Genomic DNA, 18,065 nt, shown 5'->3' on the forward strand with positions numbered 1-18,065 from the left:
TATCTACGCCACGGCGCACAGGTATTGCGGTATGAACCTACTTCAAAATCAGTCGCTTCGCTGCTGTTTGGAGATTAAGGCATCCGCCGCGGCGGATGCCTTAATCTCCAAACAGCCTGATTTCCTTGCAGTTTCAAACCTTCCCGATAGCTATCGGGACAGGCGATGACGAATCCTAGTGCATAAACCGGGTTGAACTAGGCTTTCTGCCTGCCTGAGGGGAATGGTCTTCGACACTTCCCCCTATTATGCCCTTCTATGTGCCTAATGTGGTTGTCAAAGAAGTTGCCTACTTTACGTTACTCTTTTTCGATGTCTTGGAATTGGGATTAAATATATCAATGGGAAATCTTTTGGAAAGAAAATACTGTTACCCAAAAGCTATTTTTACCCCTCCCCTTTTTCTTTAACCTCAGTTCGATTATAAAATCGTCACTGCGAGGCTTAGAGGGAGATATGAGGGGTGGAAGCCGTGGCAGTCTTCGTATTTAGGGATTGCCACACCCTTTTCCAACCCACATCCTCCTAAAAAGGGTTCGCAATGACGCTTTTAATGCTAATAATAAGTCGAGCTCAGGTCTTTGATAAAAACCATCAAATAATTATTGCAACAATATTGCATTTTATATTATTTGACTATATTTGCAACACAATTGCATAATATATCATGAAAACACTCTTAAAAGATAGCCCACTGGATTTTATCGGTATATCAGCATCTTTGATATGTGGGGTCCACTGTGTCACATTACCTATATTATTGGCGCTGACGCCACTTTCTAGCCTCCATTTTTTGGCCAATCCTTGGATAGAATATTCTGTAATTGTCGGTAGTTTTTTTATCGCCACCTGCTCCTTGGTACATGGCTATCGCAAGCATCACCGTCGGATGCTCCCATTACATTTGGCTGGAGTTGGCTTTTTGGCTATCGGTACTGGTCAATTCATCCATGGTCATGATCTAGCTTATGTTTTGGTGTTTATAGGCGCTTGCATGGTCGCTCTGTCTCATTTTATCAATTGGAAATACATTTTCGTCTAATCCCTTTTTGGAAGCTCAGGCAAGAATATGGCCTAAAGAACTCTATCAATCTTGCCAATTAATGCAAAACCTGCTGATATTTTTGGCAACCTGATACCCTTTTCATTTCCATTAACTGCCACAATCTCCCAAATTTGATAAGTGGTCAAGTAAAGAGGAGAACATGAGGCTCCATGACAAACGGAAATTCAATATTGTTCTTAAATTTTTCGGACAGTCGAATAATGCCACTTTTCTTGAGTTAACATTACGTATATCCGCAATGAAACCAGTCATCACAGAAAAGCCTTACTTCATTCTGGGTGTTCTGTGCGTTCCGTGAGCAATAAAACCTAACATTATAAGGATCAAAATAAACAACCAAGCCAGATATGAAAATGAAAAATGTAATAGGAGTATTGCTATCAGCGATGATGCTGGCCGCATGTAGTCAGCCCTCATCCAATGAGAAACAAGCGACGAACTCGGGATCCGATACAGATCATTTCGAAACATTGGCCAACCTTCCATTTGACGGTGGCTATCCTTCAGCAGAGACCTCCACAACGCTGGACGACGAACTCTACTTCCAACGGGCGACACAAGTCTATTTATGGGCCTTGCCAGCAGTAAATATGTACGCTATGAAAGAAGGTCTGGGCAAAACATTCGGAGAAGGATATAATGTAGTATCGGTCTTTGAAAAAAGACTAAAACCAAACTCCGTTATTACTACTCCTAATTCAGACGTGATTTATGCCCTTGGATTTGCGGACCTGAGCAAGACAGGTCCCTTGGTACTGGATGTACCACCGATGCTACAAGGCTTATTGGATGATTTTTGGCACCGACCATTAACAGGCCCTGAAAAACCTGACGGCACACATTTTCTAGGTGATATTGGTTTTCCTGGCCCAGACCGAGGCAAAGGTGGGAAATACCTAATCGTCCCCGAGGGGTACGAAGGCGAGGTTCCTGACGGGTATTACCTATACACGAGCAAAACCAATGGTGTGTTTATTTTCCAGCGGGGCTTCTTCCAATCCGTGGATGACCTAACCCCCGGGGTAAAAGCAGTAGAAGGCATCAAAATCTATCCCTTGGAAGGAGAAAAAAAGCCCATGGACTTCCAGCATGCATCTGATGTAGATTCCTACGCCTTGTTCTCACATGATTTTTCCTATTATGAAATGCTAAACCGGCTCATCCAAAGCGAGCCATTAGATGCCGTAGATCCTTACATGCATGGAATGTTGGCCGCGCTGGGCATCAGCAAAGGAAAGGAATTTGCCCCTACTGCAAAGCAAAAAGCCTTGCTGGACAAAGCTGCCGAAACTGCTTGGAGAATGGCCAAAAACATTGCCGCTAACTTCGACGAGGAAGAAGACGGGCTATGGTGGGAAGATCGCCAGTGGGTCGCCCATGCACATACTGAGTTGGATGATTTTATGCATACCTTGATCGATGAAGAATACAGGAACAGGGAAACAGGCTATACTGATGTAAATGCCAAAGCCCACATGTACATCAACCACTACTCCATCAGTACGGGAATGATGTCGTCCATCGTTGGTTTAGGTGCCAAATATGGTAATGCCTACAAGGACAGTGATGGTAACTACCTCATGGGAGGCAATACCTACCTGATTACTTTCCCTCCCAATATGCCTGCAAAACTTTTCTGGTCCTTGACACTGTATGATGCAGAAACAGCTTCAGGAGTCGATGCAGAAGGCCAAGAGTACCCTTCGCTAAACTCCATGAATGACCTGACCAAAAACGACGACGGCTCCGTTACGTTCTTTATAGGCCCAGAAAATCCAGACAACAAACCTAACTTTATCAAAACCGTTCCGGGCAAAGGCTGGTTCAGCCTCTTCCGCTTCTATGGCCCCGAAAAAGGATTCTTTGACAGGACCTACAAAGTGGGGGATTTTGAGTTGCTAAAGAAAGGTGAATAATACGCCTGACATGAATGAGGTTTCCCCCTAATAAAAAAACATGGAGGGAATGCTTACACTATTGCAGCCACAACGATGTGGCTGCAATAGTTGTTTTCATGAGTCTATGAACCCCACAACTGCTTTTGTGAACCAATTTCTGTGTTATATGTCCCAGACCGTGACCGATAAGCTATTCTATTATGGCATTGCTTCTGTATTTTGCTACCTCCTGTGCTCAACTGCGCTTGCCCAGCAGGATTCTACACAGATGACTGTCGAGGAAATGGCCAAAAAAAGACAGGATCCAGTAGCGGGATTAAGAAGTGTCTACCTTCAGGACGTTATGCTACCAGTGGGCGACGGCATGGCACATTCGTTCTCTATCCAGCCTGTTTTCCCTATAAAACTGGCTAAAAACCTTAAACTGATCACCTATACGATCATTCCTTTCCAAACGGTACCTGCCCTGGAAAACACTTCACACATCCCTCTCCATCCAGTCTCCTCTGTCGCCGATGGCTCTCCTCAATCCAATGCGGGTTTGGGCAATATCCTATTTAACGGCTACCTGTCCTCCATCCAAAAGAAAGGGAGCATCAGCTGGGGAATTGGCCCTGCCATCCAGCTACCCACGCGAACAAATCCAGCCTTAGGCAGTAACCGCCTAAGCATGGGCCCATCAGCCCTCTTCAACCATAATGGTGACAAATTCTCCGGTGGCTTTGTCATCCAAAACTTTTGGTCCTTGGGAGGTGAAGGGAACAACAAAGTAAACTCCCTCAATTTCCAGTATTTTACTTATTATAATTTAAGAAAAGGATGGTTTATGGAAAGCAATGCCACCGTAATCACCAACTGGCTGGCAGAAACGGGTCAAAAGACCTTACTACCGCTTGGAGGAGGAGGCGGAAAGACCTTCAAGATAGGTAACAGTCCTTTTTTCTATTGTGCGACAGGACAGCTTTTTTATAACACCATCAAGCCTGACATCGTGGGTGATTGGCAAGCAGTAGTACAATTTCAGATCATCTTCTAACCCTGGCCGCTACTGTTACACCTCCAATCAAAAGCAAAGCGGCCTGATCCGCCGTGGTGGATCAGGCCGCATTTCCTGTGCGCCGTGGCCATAGATAGGCTAATGCATATTCCGGATCAAAGGACAGCCTTTTTCTAAAATACACCTATCTCCTCAAAGCCACAAGTATCAATAAGCGTCATTTAGCTATTATAAGCTGTGGAAACCGTATCGGCACCTTCACCGGTCCAGTTGGTATGGAAGAATTCCCCTCTTGTCTTATCGGTTCGCTCATACGTATGGGCGCCAAAATAATCCCGCTGAGCTTGCAGTAGGTTTGCCGGCAAACGCTTCGTTCTGAACCCATCAAAATAAGCTAAGGCAGCACTCAATGAAGGCACTGGGATGCCATTGGTCACGGCAACAGCACATACTTTTCTCCATCCTGTCTGGGCTTTCTGCACTTTTTCTTTGAAGAAATCATCCAGTAGCAAGTGAGGAAGTCCTGGGTTCTTGTCAAAAGCTTTTTTAATATCACTGAGAAAAGCCGATCTAATGATACATCCTCCACGCCACATCAAAGCTATATCACCATAATTCAACTCCCAGTCGTGCTCCTTCGAAGCTTCCATCAGGAGGTTATACCCTTGGGCATAGGAAATGATCTTAGCGCCATAAACAGCCATCTTCAAGTCCTCCAACATCGCCTCTTTATCCCCGTCAAAAGTAATCGCAGGAGCCTCAAATACCTGAGAAGCTTGATCGCGCAGCTCCAGCTGAGCACTCAAGAAGCGGGAAAACACAGACTCTGCAATCAATGTCAACGGTACTCCCAAGTGCATGGCTTCTATGCCAGTCCATTTTCCTGTGCCTTTTTGGCCGGCAGTATCCAGGATTTTTTCCACCATAGGCTCCCCATCTTCGTCCTTATAGGCCAAAATGTCCGCCGTAATTTCTATCAGATAAGAATCCAACTCTTCGCTGTTCCATTTTTTGAAGGTCTGGTGCATTTCGTCATAGCTCATTCCCAATACGTCTTTCATAAACTGGTACGCCTCTGTGATAATTTGCATGTCACCGTATTCGATGCCATTATGGATCATTTTCACATAGTGGCCAGCTCCATTAGCACCTACCCAATCACAGCAGGGCATGCCATCGTCTACTTTTGCAGACACTGCTTGGAATATTTCCTTTACATGAGGCCAAGCTGATTTACTTCCTCCGGGCATCATAGAAGGTCCTCGTAGCGCCCCAATTTCTCCTCCTGACACACCGGTTCCGATGAACTGGAAGCCTTTGCTTTCTACATATTCGGTCCGGCGAATGGTATCAGTAAAATTGGAATTACCACCGTCGATGATAATATCACCTTCCTCCAAATGAGGGATAATCTGCTCGATAAAGCTGTCCACTGGATCACCTGCCTTTACCAGCATCATTACTTTTCGGGGCTTTTGCAGTGCTTCCACCAACTCTTTTACAGAATGGGTGCCTTTTATATTCTTTCCTGCTCCTCGTCCCTCAATAAATTTGTCCACCTTCTCCGTGGACCTGTTATACACAGCTACGGAGAATCCCTTGCTTTCCATGTTCAACACCAGGTTTTCTCCCATTACTGCAAGCCCTATCAGGCCTATATCAGCCAGTTTGCTCATAATTTTATCGTTGTCTTTGTTTAGTGATTTGTAAAGTTTGGGAAAGTTAACATAAATCCCGCTAATTTTTAAGTATTAGGGTAGTTCTCGCAAGGATTTATGGCCATGAAACCCAAGTTGCCTATTGACCCCAGAATCAATGCCGTTTAGTCAAGGGTATCCCCTCTTTTATATGTACCTAAGGATCCCTTTTTTTGATTGACTTTGGCTGGGGAAACCTGATCATCTTGGTGGAATTTTCTTAATCCTGAAAACCAATTTTCTCCAAATGCAATTTTTCCCGATTCATCATAAGATAAAGAAATTGACCTTACTAAATCATCCTGATCACCTGTCTTAATTGTTGCACCAATTCCTAATGCACCGCTTATACCAAAAACCTTTTCAGAGAAAGTAATTCCTGCTCCAAGCCCAAAACTAAATCCAACGTCTGTCGGGAAACTGACACCTAATGCTTCCTCTGCCTTTAAAAAAGGGGGGTCTCTAATAATCTCAAATCCTAATGACAATTCTGCTTCGGCTCCACTAATTACCTTAGGGTTGTCACTCGATTCTTCTAAATCTTGATCATGTAACAACAATAAAGTTTTTAACACAAAACTAGTTTCACCAACCATATCCCAAGCTGTCCCCTTTTTTATTGCCATAGCTCCTCCATAACCAAGCCCAGCATTCGCCCCAAGTTCACTATAAGTTACTGTAGTAGAATTAAAGTATTCCAACCCGTCAAGATCGATCCCGTCGATAGGCCTGTTACTCGCAAACTGATACGGCGTCAGCATCGGGTAGGACTTCGTCAGCGGATCGGTGCTCTAAAACCTCTGTGCGGTTTTTTACCCAGGACTCACTTTTCCCTACACGGCCTGCCAGTCAAAGAACGCTTCCAAAATGCCGTTATATTTAAAAATCAATTATTACTGCTTTTTGTTTCCCAGATAGTATTTGATAATATCATCAGGGCTGGGAACCACATTTTTGAGATACACACTATTAAACACTATAACGCTAGTTGGTTTAGATTTCTTACTAAGGCTTTTGAAATAGATTCCAAATCCAAATTTGGGGGATGTAAACCCTTCTTTATCTGCAATTAACCCTAGATCCTCTTTTGAAATTTTTTCTTTTATTTCCAGAAAAGTTGAATTCAGCATATTCAATTCGTCAAAAAAAACATCTCCTTTAAATATTTCAATGCTTTCAATTTCATTACCACCGATATCTGAAAATACAATATGAATATCGTAAGCAGGCAAATATAAAGTCTTATTTCTTTTGCCTAGAACACTTGTGCTTCCTTCTTTGGAATTAGGATACCTAGATAAAATTTCTTGAAAATTATCTTTTAGCTTAAAATCACCAACAGAAAAATATGGAATTATCTTCATTGCTTATTTTTTTTTGATTGTTCTTCGAGAATAGGAATAACCTCTTTCACAAAATGATCCCTTGCATCGTCCAATCCTTCATTGTAGATATCCCCAAATTGTTCTCTGATAGCATTTGCATTTAAATATCTCCCTTCACTAAGTAGATTAGCTTCCGCTTGTCTAAACATTTTTGCAACCTCTTTTCCACCTGTTGATATAAAATCCTTATGATCTTGTATAGAAATTATGTTAGCACTGCCCATGTAACTAGAAATTTTAAATCCAGATAATTCATAGGATTTAAGCGTTGGTAAATGATTCTTATTCGTAAGGAGCTCACCTAAACTACCATAAAAATTCTTCATCCTTCCATATGCACCACCTAGTTTGAATCCCTTATTTATTAGCCTTCCAAATTCATCCCCACTCGTCCCAGGAATTTCACCATCAAACCCCATAGCTCCGGCAGCAAACCCAAGAGCTTCAGGACTATATTTTCCAGTGGCCAAGATCCCGCTTGCAGCGGAACTATAAGCCCAAGGGAGCCAAACAGGCATGGTCTCCACAGCTGTAACGCCTACCAATGGAGCCAAGACTGTACCAAAAGCAATCACAGTATTAATCTTATTTTTCCTATCTATTTCCGCAGCAACAGATTTCACGTCGCCGCCTTTAATAGCAGTTGTATTTAATCTGTGATAGTCTTGCCAGCCAGCATATTGACCCTCCAAACCGTCGATGTCAATATTTGCTATAGGATTGTTACTAGCAAATTGATAAGGAGTAAGCATTGGATAGGAACCGGTCGTCGGATCTCACTCAGGAACTTCCCTATCCCCGGATTATAGATTCTGAACCCATAATCGTAATGGTTCCTGCTGCCCCATTCGCCCTTGCTGTCATTTTCCTTGCCTCCAAACCCATATCTATAGAGAAGCTATCCTCTCCAGGTAATAACAACCGCTACTCTTCTCCTTCTGGAATATCCAGGGTGTTGGAAAAATAACCATATTTCAGTTTCTCAAGCTGCCATTTGGTGATAAGGTCCACTAGTTTCAACTGGCCTTCCAGGTATTTTTCCTGCCGCTTGTTCAGTAGAAACACAGAACTCTCTCCATAGTTGAATTTTTCGGATTCAGCCCATAGCAATCGTTCATAGCCAGCGACATTTTGTTGCTGGTTGGACACTTGGTTTTCAAGAAGGTCGATCTGCGCTATGCTGTTGATCACTTTGTTCTTTAAGCCCAATGTTTTGTTGTCGAGCTCCAGTTGCTTTTGTTGCAATTTAATCTTACTGAGCTGTAAATTCCCACGTTCTCCCCTTAGCAACAGTGGAAAACTAAAAGAAAAACCCCATTTATAGTCATTTTGATTGTACCCTGGCAACCCTTCCCCATCAGGAGTCAGTAAGGGCATATACTTTACCTTCAGCTTAGGGAGCAACTTTTCTTGCTTCATTCTCCTTTCTGCTTCCAATGCCGTGAGGTTTAACCTGGCCTTTTGTAACATGGGGTGTTGCTCTACCGAGTCGACAGGAATCATCGGAACAGGGACTTCTTCATGTATCGTCTCCAATTGCTCAGGTTTCCGGCCTTCCAAAAAGGCATTGCCATTTTCATCCCAAAGAAAATTTTCAAGATTTGTCATCGTGGACACATAGCTCGACTCTGCTGTCTGGAGAAGGTTTTTTCTGTCTTGCCAAACGGTATAAGCCTCCAAGGTATCCATGGCGGTTTTTTCTCCATTCTCATAAGCCGTCCTGGTATTTTCAAAATAGTTTTCTGCCAAGACTACGCTTTCTTTTACAATGATCAGAGACTGGTGACTGTTAGCCCAATAGAAATACGCCTCTGCAGCACTAAAATACAAGTCATTGGTCTGTAAGACCTGTTCATTTTCTGCTATGGCAGCATAAGCCTTGGCCTGTCTCAATGCGGTCCTCCCCTCATCCATCAGGAGCCCTTGGAGCACATTCAGTTCTATCCCTGCATTCCAGAGCCCATCGTTACCTGCTGTATTGCTTTCGGGATTAAGGTAGTTTCCTGAATTTTTCTCATAGCCAGCCACCAGGTCAAATCCCGCTACTGTAGGTATACGCAGTCCGGAAGCCAGTTTTCGGTAATAGATCTTGTCATCGTAATGCTTTTGGCTAAAATCTGCCCCCACCACTGGGTCAAAATTCCCTCGTGCAGCACGTACCGTAGCATCGGCCTTTTGGGCATTTAATCTGGCTTTTCGGGATAGAGGATGATAATCCAGCACATGCTGCATGTACTGATCAAACTCCAGTGCATTATCTCCGGTATCCTGGGCCGTGGCTTTCGGAAGCAAACCTCCCAGCACTACAAAGAGTAAAATGGTATAGATGCCCTCTCTGATCATGTTACTTTTTATTTTACTGATTTTAGCGGAGCTTTTAGCTTGATTTTTTGGGGACTTTCTTTTTCCTCACTGTAATAGTCCGTGGGAAAGCCATTCAGCTGGCGCCATAGTTCGTACCAAAGCGGCACATCGTTCAGCAATAGAAATGCCCTGGCTCCAGTGCCGATACTGAGCCGCTCGGGCCATTGGCGGTCATCCGGATCAGGGGTCACCAATAATCGATAGTATCCATTATTGCTTATAAAACGATCCATGGCCACCACATGACCAGAAAATATACCTGTGGAAGCTTCCGGCCACCCGCTGATAACGATCGCTGGCCAACCATCAAATCGGAGTCGTACTTTTTCATGTTGGTGGACTAGCGGAAGATCCTGAGGACGGACATATACTTCCACGGCCAGGTCATATTGATCAGGAACGATCGTCATGATATCCGTTCCTTCCTTGATTATCTCTCCGATTCCTTTGGTGACTGTCTTGGTGATATAGCCTGATTGAGGAGCGGTGATGTAGTAGCGTTCTTGCCGTTCTGTATAATTGCGAAGCTGATTCTGCAATTTGGAGGCGTCTGCCACAGTCCCCAATTTGGCAGACATGGCCGTTTGGATATCTGATTGAACCTTGGCCAGCTTATCACGGTACTCTCTTTCGGTAGAGGAAATCTCCAGATCCAGGTTCAGTAACTCATTCCGTTGATTGGTCAGTTTGTTTTGTTGGACGTTCACTTTGGCCTGCGTTTCCTGTACCTTCAGCTCTTTTTCCTGCAGCTCAGTTAGGGATTTCAACCCTTTTTTATGCAGTTCTGAGGTCCTTTGCAGCTGGTTCTGGGCAATGGAAAGATTGGTCTTATTGGCGACCAAGTCCATACTGTCCATGGCTACCTTATTGGTTGCTTGTAGGATTTTATTGTCCAGTTGCCGTAGCTTAAACCCCAATGCTTCTTTTAACGCTTGGTACTGAGAGCGCAGCGCTTCCACCTTCATATCGTAAGAATCCCCGCTTTGTGTCTTGGCACTTAACTGCTCTTGGGTCCTCTCCAAAAGGTTGGGGTCAAAATACTCGCTTTTGGCATCAGAGATGTACACTAGCGTATCTCCCTTATCGACAAAATCCCCCTCCTTGACATACCACCGTTCCAGCCTTCCGCTTATGACCGATTGGATGGACTGTGGTCGTTGTTCTGGTGAGCGGGTAGTCACATATCCATCAGTCTGGATATTCTGTGTCCAGGGCGCAAACATTACCCCCAACAAAACGGCAAAAATGATCAAAAAGGTCTTTTTCGAAAACTGGAAGGATTTCGCATCTTCCAGCACCTTAAAGACCTTATAATCTTTCTTTTTAATATAATTATTGATACTATTTTCAGAGATGTTTAGCATAGCGGATTACAACTTCACGGTCATTGTACTTTTTTTCAACCATTCTTCATCGTCGCTGATGACAATCAGTGTCCAGGGATGACGGTCATCAGTGAGGAAATTGATCAACTTGCTGCGTTCCTCTAAAGGAATATTGACCAAGGGATCTTCCATTAACAGCAAACCTGGACCATGACATATAGCCCTGGCCAAATGAATCTTCTGAATGATACATCGTGGCGTCCTTCTTCCCCCGCTGTCCAGTATAGTTTCCAGCCCGTTTGGAAGCCCTTTGATGTAATCTTCGAGTTCCAAATCCCTGAGGACTGCTAAAAGTGCTTTCTCCGAAACCTCTCTACCCACCAAGATATTCTCACGGATACTGCCTTCAAAAATCTGATTGGAAGCGAATACTATTCCCAGTTTTTGATGTAGGCTCTTTCGACTCAGCACACTATATGAAATATCATTCAGCAAAATATCGCCAGACTCCAAGTCCTGTACACCTGCCATGATCTGGAGCAATGTGGATTTCCCCGTACCTGTCTTGCTATTTAGCACTGCACGGGCCCTTGCTGGGATTTTCAGGTCCAAGTCACTGAACAAGGGGGCTGTTTGGCCTTTATGCCTAAAGGTCGCCTTCTTAAACGATAGGTAACAGTCTACGTCCGAAGACACCACCTCCTGACCTTGGTTTTCCTGCAATTCAAGGTCTGTAACAAAACCAATTTTATCGAAGGCGGTCAGCACGTCGTAAATATTATCCCACACCCTAAGCAATTTCTCTACGGAATTGATAATCAAAATAATCACGATCTCTGCGGCCACAAATTGTCCTATGTTCATTTGCTGGTTAAACACCAACAGTCCCCCAACCACGAGAATACCAGCGGCAATCAGGATCTTAAACCCTACAAAAGACTTAAACTGATCCAATAGTACCTTAAAATGAGATTCTCGGGAATTGATATAATCCACCGTGATATTGTCAGACTTCTTAAGGTGGAAGGAACTGGGGTCATTGAGCTGAAATGTCCTCCTCGCCCGTCCGATTTCCTCCAGCCAATGTGCCAGGCGATACTTGTATTTACTCTCCTCGATGCTGGTCTTTAGCCCTACCTCACCAGTTATCTTGACCAGAAGGTAAAGCACGAGTATAATGACCAGCCCCATACCAATAAAGTACAAGCTGTACACGGAAAGAAGCAATAAACCAAAAAATATCTGAAAGGTGGAAAGGGAAATATCAATCAGAATTTTTGGCAATCCTTTTTGTATCGTCAGCGTATCAAAGAAACGATTGGCCAGCTCTGGCGCATGGATACTGTCCACTTCCTTTGCTTTCATTTTGGGAAACCTAAAGGCAAACTCAAAAGCTGATCTGGCAAAGATGTCTTGCTGGATATTTTCTACTATGCGCAGCTGAAGGACTTGAAGGATACCTGCCACGCCAATTCCCACCAACACAACAGTAACCAGAAAAAACCAAGATGAGGAAAGCTCACCTGTCTGAAGAAAATTAATAATGGCCTGGATGCCCAAAGGCAGGGAAAGGTTCACCAAACCAATAAACACAGCATAGGTATAGATTTGCCTGATTTCTGGCTTGTAAAGTTTCAGCAGCCGCCACAGCCTTTTTACTGGAGATAAAGTACTCATATATGTTCCAATAGAATTTGAACGAAATAGTTGGGTTCTTTTCAGAAACAATTAACACCAAAATGGCTTTCAAGGTTTCTGTTTTTTTTATTCTGATGGCGGTAGGAGTGCGAATTTATAAAATATCAGGCTAATTCAGCAAATTCGACCTTGTTTTAATAAAAAAATCAAGATTATTTAACAAACCGTAGTGCTCCAAAGGCCGAATAATGGACTCACAGTGAATACTTTGTTTCTCCGAGGCTAAGTGTTGCGTTATGGATACACATAAAATTCTTAAACCCGGTTTATACCAACTGATGCCCTTGCTTTTTCAGTATTTGCCGGGACAGGCTGCTGCTATTCCTAATGTACTAACTGGGGTAAAGTGGCAGCGGCACGATGAATTTAGTAACCTGCGGATTCATCCGCAGGACGTTAAGCACTCCTCCAGCTCCAGAAGGAGTGCCAGCGGCACGGATGATAGCTGCCCTACACGAAATCCCACATGTGCCGAAAAAGTAGATCTAATCGAAATAACAAAAGATTATTTCGATTTACAAAAACTCTTCCGCTCTTTGAAGGACTCATCAGAAAGTCCCCTTTAGGGGATTTAGGGGGTAGATTTTGACGAATTTCCTTCCAAGACAAACTCTTTACTCGGACACCATTGATTTATTTTCAACCCGGTTTATACATGTGAGGCATAGCACCGCTACGGTTAACTCAAAAACAGCAGCGAAGCAACTGATTTTGTGTGCCGTGGCGTAGATAGGCTAATGCATATTCCGGGCTCAATATCCCGGATTCTGATCACTCGAAGCGTCCATGGCTGTATTATAATTGAGCTCGTCCACAGGAATTGGCCATAGATAATGTCTTTCGGCGATACTTACCCCTTTGTTTTTGGAAACAAACTCCTCCGCTCTTCCAGTTCTTTTGAGGTCTAGCCACCTTTTTCCCTCAAACTGGAGTTCATAGGCTTTTTCCTGCAAAACAACATCCAAAAAAGCCTCTACAGTCATATCAGCAAGGTCATAGTCCACCTCACTGGTCGCTACGGGGTCTAGCCCGTAAGCTCTCCGGTGTACTTGGTTCACTGCCTCCAGCGCCCCTGAACTTATGCTCCCCGCCCGTCTTGCATCTGCCTCTGCATAAATCAACAATACTTCTGCATATCGATAGATAGGCAAATCATTTCCAGCCCCCGTATTATCCGGAGCTTGTCTTTCCACAAACTTTCCATTCACCAAGGTGGTCTCACCCAGTCCAAAATCCACCGGCAGCCAAAGCTGTTTCCGTAAATCTTCATCATCCCATTCCTCAAAAAATGGATTGGCAGCATCACCATAATGTGCATATGCACCACCAAAATTATAAAGTCCTGTACTCGGATGGTTTAAGATCCATGGCAGGCCATTGCCTTGTGAAGACTGACGGGTATACTTGAGATAAAAAACCTCTTCCGTGCTCGTGACCAAATCCGGTCCGAAAATTTTCTGCTGAATATCCTCCTCATGCTGGATAGGCACCAAGCTAAATTCGCCAGAATCCATTACCTCAGCCGCTTTGTTACTGGCGGCATCATAATCTTCCAGCTGCAAGTACACATCTGCCAAAAGCGCCTTGGCAGCCCAAGCGGTAGGCCTTCCTGGTTGCGAAGCTTGTGAAGGGAGGTTTTCTTCGGCCATCAAGAGGTCTTCTAGTATCAAGTCATATACTTCGCCAGGTGTAGCTTTCGGCACATTCTGTTCGGAGATATTCTCAGCAGTACGAAGTGGAACACCGCCCCAATTTCTCACTAAATCAAAATAGGTAAGCCCTCTTAGAAACCTAGCTTCGGCCAAGAATCGATTGCGGGTTTCTTCCTCTACTTGGTCACTTTGGGGAGCATAAAACAGGACCAAATTGGCATTTCGGATCCCTTCATAGAATTGGGCCCATCGCTCAGCGGCAGTATTGATATTGGTAGCATTCAAGCCATCAAAATCATTGTACTGTGCCCTGCTGCCACGACCATAACCCCAATCCGTATGGGCACTGAGTACTGCTACTTGCTCAGGCCGGACTTTTCTCAATGGGGTAAATATGGCATTGGTGGCTGCTTCAAGGTCTGCGGCAGTTTGATAGAAATTCTCTGCCACGACTGTCTTAGGCTCCTCCTCCAACAGGTCATTGCACCCTGTCAACATCCCCAAACCACTTGCTACCAACAACAGCGTCAAGGGCATTTTCCAATACTTTCGTCTATTTAACGTATCTCTTTTCATGGCTTTATGGTCTTTGTAGTGATTAGAATGTAGCCCTTAGGCCCAGGGTATATGATTTGGGAATGGGATAGCTATAATGGTCTATGCCAAGGCTGGTATCTCCTCCGTTGCTGTTGACTTCAGGATCCCACCAAGAGTAATCTGTGAACGTCAGCAGGTTTTGTCCACTGACATACAGTTTAAGATTTCCAATCCACTTCGATTCGGGAAAAGAAAAATCGTAGGCCAGTTGGATGTTTTTCAGACGTAAATAAGACCCGTCTTCCACGTACCTATCGGACACTTTCAGGTCGGTATTTCTACTGATTAGCGGGTATTTCGCATCGGTATTTTGAGGAGTCCAATGATCCTCGAGAACTTCCGCTGGCATGTTCAGTCCCTGTCCATAATCCATGGTACTGGAGATGGAGGATACATTAAAGATATCATTGCCCTTAGAACCTTGTAAAAACAGGTCAAGCTGGAAGTTTTTATAGGTCATGGTAGAATTGATCCCATAGAAAAAATCCGGGTTGGGGTCACCAATGGCCGTTTTGTCACTGTCGGTGATCTCTCCATCTCCATCCAAGTCCTTATACCGGATATTCCCTTCCTCGGTATATCCATCTTCCTGATATCCCCAAAACTGCCCGAGCGGCCTGCCCTCCTCCATAATGGAAAAATTGTCCGCTACAGTCACCACATTGATATAATTGGTCAGAATGGGATTTCCCTCATTTAAGCTCACCACCTTGTTACGGTTAAAGGAAATATTTCCTTTGACATCCCATCTAAAGGCTTTATTGAGCACGATTGCGTCCAAGCTCAGCTCTAACCCTTTGTTCTGGATTTCACCAACATTGGCGATGGTGGTGGTATAGCCATAGGAGCTTGGCAAACGAACAGTACTCAATAGATCCCGGGTATTTTTCACATAAAAATCCGCTCCTATCATGATCCTTCCTCCTACTATCCCCAGATCCATCCCGAGGTCAAACTGTTCTGTAGTCTCCCATTTCAGGTCACCAGGCAATAAGGACTGCGGAGCAAAGGTGCTATACAGCTCTTCGCCAAAAACCGTATATCCTGGAAACAGTCTATTCAAGGTGCTATAAGGATCAATCGCCTGACTCCCCGTCAACCCCCAACTGGTGCGTATTTTCAGTTCCGAAATAACCGTTTGATCTTGCATAAATCCCTCCTGAGACACTCTCCAGGCTACAGCAGCTGAGGGGAAGTGTCCCCACTTGTTCCCTTCACTATAGCGCGAAGAACCGTCTGCCCGCCACGTCGCAGTAAACAGGTATTTATCTGCATAATTGTAGTTTACCCGACCGATATAAGACAGCAAAACGGACTTGGCATAGCCGGAGGTAGGAATGCCTGGTGTAGTGGCGGCTCCCAAGTTATCGGTTTCAAAAAGGTCACTTAAAAACCCCGCAGCACTTCCTGCCAGGTACCTCGTTTGGAAATCCTGATAGGTAAATCCTGCCAAGATATCAAACTTGTGCTTTTCATTTATAGTATCAGTATAGGCAATGGTATTTTCATTGAGCCTGCTAATATATTGTCGCGTATTGACGCTGGCATTTCCATCGCTATTGATAAAATCAGTGGTCCGGTACACATCGGTCCGGTCATCCCTGTTCTCAATACCTCCCAGAATTTTTATGGTCAATTTGGGGATAGGCTGGTAGCTAACAGAAGCATTAGCCAATACAATGTTGGCTGTTACGTTATTAAATTCCTCATTGATATAATTGAGCGGATTGATAATATCCGGCGAGACAAAGGGATAGTCCTGTGAGAGTATCGTCAAGGTACCGTCCTGATTATACGGAGTGGACAAAGGAGAGGCCACCAGTGCTGAACCTATCATGGAATTACCCCTCGCTCCTCCATCACTATCTCTTCTGGCAGTGGTCAGCTTGGTCAGGTTGGTCGAAAAATCAATCGTAAACTTATCGCTCAGCGTATGGTGGATGGAAGACTGTAAGGCATATCGGTTATAGTCACTACCTTGGATAATTCCTTCTTGGTCAAAAACGCTTCCCCCTACAGAAAACCGAGTGGCCTCATTACCTCCTGACACCCTGATGGAGCTGGACTTGATGGGTGCTTGGTCAAACACCTGATCCTGCCAATCCGTTCCTGAACCATATCCTGCTATTTCCCCTTCTGAAAAGTACGGGTCAATTCCGTCATTTTCTGCTTGTATATTCATCAACTGAGCATATTGTCTCCCGTCCATCAATCCTAGCTTTTTTCGGAGGTTTTGGACACTATAATAAGCATCAAACTCCACCGTAGTAGGAGCCTGTACTCCTCCCTTGGTCGTAATAAGCACTACACCATTAGCTCCCCTGGACCCATAGATAGCGGTAGCAGAAGCATCCTTCAGCACCTCAATACTGGCTATATCAGCATTGTTCAAGTTAGTCGGACTGCCCGAGTATGGAAACCCATCAATCACGTAAAGAGGGCTGTTGTCTCCTTGGATGGAGTTACTGCCGCGTATACGGATATTCACTCCTCCACCGGGGGATCCATCGTTTTGGATGACTTGGACCCCCGGGGCACGTCCAGCCATTGCCTGGAGCACATTAGTCGTAGGGTATGCATTGACCTCTTCGGTACTTACCTGAGCTATGGAGCCGGTAAGGTCTGCTTTTCGGGCAGAGCCGTATCCGATCACCACCACCTCTTCCAGTTCTTCTTCCTCGCTGGCCAATGTAACATTGATCTGGCTTTGATTATCTACGCGCACTTCCTTCCCTTCAAAGCCTACAAAAGAAAACACCAGTACGGGGCTGGTGTTTTCTGAAGGAATATTGATTTGATACTTACCTTCTCCATCTGTAATGGTACCAGTTTCGGTACCTTTGATCTGAACAGTGGCGCCAGGCAAGGAAGCCCCCACGGAGTCAGTCACTTTTCCTGAAATGGTCGTCTTGGGAGCACGCACGGTATCTGCGGGAACGGCCAGGTCTTGAGGAAGGTCCGGAACGGTATCTTGAGAAATCACCGAACTCAAAAAAGTCATTGGCCTTCCCGATGATAATGACAAATGCCCGGATGCCTTTGCGTGGAATATACCTCCCACACAAAATATCCAGCACAAACTATACAACTTAATTAACGGTATCTTCATCTTTCATGGGGTTAAATCACTTGTGACACACCTTTAAAGAATCCAACCTCCGTTCCACACGCTTGAAAAAATACTATAAAATAACAAAATCTACCTTAAACAGCCTTACAGCACCCCAGTAACCTTGTGTTTACACAAACGATTCAGGCTATCCAGCGATCTACCTGATTTATTTGTGGATTTTTTTAACCATTTTGTAGATAATTTCACTGACTTTTGCCATAAAATCCCTTGACAAACTCCTTGCCCACCATGTTCAAAAAGTAACCCTTTGGCA

Annotated in this window: 13 protein-coding genes; 4 read left to right on the forward strand and 9 right to left on the reverse strand. The window is 44.4% G+C overall.

Features of this window, described 5'->3' with window-relative positions; genetic code table 11:
- The first annotated feature begins 667 nt into the window (after window positions 1-667).
- From DN752_RS05535 to DN752_RS05545, 3 genes are all read left to right on the forward strand, one after another.
- A complete protein-coding gene (locus tag DN752_RS05535; RefSeq protein ID WP_112783022.1) occupies window positions 668-1,042 on the forward strand; it encodes a MerC domain-containing protein in 375 nt (124 codons plus the stop codon).
- Between the two features lie 377 nt (window positions 1,043-1,419).
- Window positions 1,420-2,982, forward strand: a complete 1,563-nt coding sequence (locus tag DN752_RS05540) for a DUF1254 domain-containing protein (RefSeq protein ID WP_162633127.1) — start codon at window positions 1,420-1,422, stop codon at window positions 2,980-2,982.
- A gap of 49 nt (window positions 2,983-3,031) precedes the next feature.
- Window positions 3,032-4,000, forward strand: a complete 969-nt coding sequence (locus DN752_RS05545) for a transporter (protein WP_162633128.1) — start codon at window positions 3,032-3,034, stop codon at window positions 3,998-4,000.
- A gap of 182 nt (window positions 4,001-4,182) precedes the next feature.
- Here the strand turns inward: DN752_RS05545 and gnd are convergent, their stop codons facing one another.
- The 7 genes from gnd to DN752_RS05580 all read right to left on the reverse strand — a co-directional run bounded on the left by gnd (window position 4,183) and on the right by DN752_RS05580 (window position 12,409).
- Complete coding sequence (gene gnd / locus DN752_RS05550) at window positions 4,183-5,637, reverse strand: decarboxylating NADP(+)-dependent phosphogluconate dehydrogenase (protein WP_112783025.1); 1,455 nt, start codon at window positions 5,635-5,637, stop codon at window positions 4,183-4,185.
- A gap of 146 nt (window positions 5,638-5,783) precedes the next feature.
- Window positions 5,784-6,359, reverse strand: coding sequence for a hypothetical protein (locus DN752_RS05555; protein WP_162633129.1), 576 nt, complete (start codon window positions 6,357-6,359; stop codon window positions 5,784-5,786).
- A gap of 192 nt (window positions 6,360-6,551) precedes the next feature.
- Window positions 6,552-7,022 carry a hypothetical protein gene (locus DN752_RS05560; protein ID WP_112783027.1) on the reverse strand — a complete coding sequence of 157 codons (471 nt, stop codon included), beginning with the start codon at window positions 7,020-7,022 and terminating at the stop codon, window positions 6,552-6,554.
- A complete protein-coding gene (locus DN752_RS05565) occupies window positions 7,019-7,795 on the reverse strand; it encodes a hypothetical protein (protein ID WP_112783028.1) in 777 nt (258 codons plus the stop codon). Before DN752_RS05565 ends, DN752_RS05560 begins: the two co-directional genes overlap by 4 nt.
- A gap of 172 nt (window positions 7,796-7,967) precedes the next feature.
- Window positions 7,968-9,386, reverse strand: coding sequence for a TolC family protein (locus DN752_RS05570; protein WP_112783029.1), 1,419 nt, complete (start codon window positions 9,384-9,386; stop codon window positions 7,968-7,970).
- Window positions 9,387-9,394: 8 nt separating this feature from the next.
- Window positions 9,395-10,771, reverse strand: a complete 1,377-nt coding sequence (locus DN752_RS05575) for an HlyD family secretion protein (protein ID WP_112783030.1) — start codon at window positions 10,769-10,771, stop codon at window positions 9,395-9,397.
- 6 nt (window positions 10,772-10,777) lie between these two features.
- Window positions 10,778-12,409, reverse strand: a complete 1,632-nt coding sequence (locus tag DN752_RS05580) for an ATP-binding cassette domain-containing protein (protein ID WP_112783031.1) — start codon at window positions 12,407-12,409, stop codon at window positions 10,778-10,780.
- 257 nt (window positions 12,410-12,666) lie between these two features.
- On the opposite strand from DN752_RS05580, the gene DN752_RS05585 reads away from it, so the two are divergent.
- The gene (locus DN752_RS05585; protein WP_112783032.1) at window positions 12,667-12,996 is read left to right on the forward strand and encodes a hypothetical protein; all 330 of its coding nucleotides are present in this window, start codon (window positions 12,667-12,669) and stop codon (window positions 12,994-12,996) included.
- Window positions 12,997-13,182: 186 nt separating this feature from the next.
- On the opposite strand, the gene DN752_RS05590 is transcribed toward DN752_RS05585, so the two are convergent.
- Both DN752_RS05590 and DN752_RS05595 read right to left on the reverse strand, forming a co-directional pair.
- Window positions 13,183-14,658, reverse strand: a complete 1,476-nt coding sequence (locus DN752_RS05590; RefSeq protein ID WP_112783033.1) for a RagB/SusD family nutrient uptake outer membrane protein — start codon at window positions 14,656-14,658, stop codon at window positions 13,183-13,185.
- Between the two features lie 22 nt (window positions 14,659-14,680).
- A complete protein-coding gene (locus DN752_RS05595; protein WP_245949471.1) occupies window positions 14,681-17,680 on the reverse strand; it encodes a SusC/RagA family TonB-linked outer membrane protein in 3,000 nt (999 codons plus the stop codon).
- Window positions 17,681-18,065 lie beyond the last annotated feature (385 nt).

Source organism: Echinicola strongylocentroti (assembly GCF_003260975.1).
GTDB lineage: Bacteria > Bacteroidota > Bacteroidia > Cytophagales > Cyclobacteriaceae > Echinicola > Echinicola strongylocentroti.

What these genes read in the sequence shown, in the direction of transcription:
- DN752_RS05535 (WP_112783022.1), top strand. Translation starts at nt 668, where the DNA reads ATGAAAACACTCTTAAAAGATAGCCCACTGGATTTTATCGGTATATCA.
- DN752_RS05540 (WP_162633127.1), top strand. Translation starts at nt 1,420, where the DNA reads ATGAAAAATGTAATAGGAGTATTGCTATCAGCGATGATGCTGGCCGCA.
- DN752_RS05545 (WP_162633128.1), top strand. Translation starts at nt 3,032, where the DNA reads ATGCTTACACTATTGCAGCCACAACGATGTGGCTGCAATAGTTGTTTT.
- gnd (WP_112783025.1), bottom strand. Translation starts at nt 5,637, where the DNA reads ATGAGCAAACTGGCTGATATAGGCCTGATAGGGCTTGCAGTAATGGGA.
- DN752_RS05560 (WP_112783027.1), bottom strand. Translation starts at nt 7,022, where the DNA reads ATGAAGATAATTCCATATTTTTCTGTTGGTGATTTTAAGCTAAAAGAT.
- DN752_RS05565 (WP_112783028.1), bottom strand. Translation starts at nt 7,795, where the DNA reads ATGCTTACTCCTTATCAATTTGCTAGTAACAATCCTATAGCAAATATT.
- DN752_RS05570 (WP_112783029.1), bottom strand. Translation starts at nt 9,386, where the DNA reads ATGATCAGAGAGGGCATCTATACCATTTTACTCTTTGTAGTGCTGGGA.
- DN752_RS05575 (WP_112783030.1), bottom strand. Translation starts at nt 10,771, where the DNA reads ATGCTAAACATCTCTGAAAATAGTATCAATAATTATATTAAAAAGAAA.
- DN752_RS05580 (WP_112783031.1), bottom strand. Translation starts at nt 12,409, where the DNA reads ATGAGTACTTTATCTCCAGTAAAAAGGCTGTGGCGGCTGCTGAAACTT.
- DN752_RS05585 (WP_112783032.1), top strand. Translation starts at nt 12,667, where the DNA reads ATGGATACACATAAAATTCTTAAACCCGGTTTATACCAACTGATGCCC.
- DN752_RS05590 (WP_112783033.1), bottom strand. Translation starts at nt 14,658, where the DNA reads ATGAAAAGAGATACGTTAAATAGACGAAAGTATTGGAAAATGCCCTTG.
- DN752_RS05595 (WP_245949471.1), bottom strand. Translation starts at nt 17,680, where the DNA reads ATGACTTTTTTGAGTTCGGTGATTTCTCAAGATACCGTTCCGGACCTT.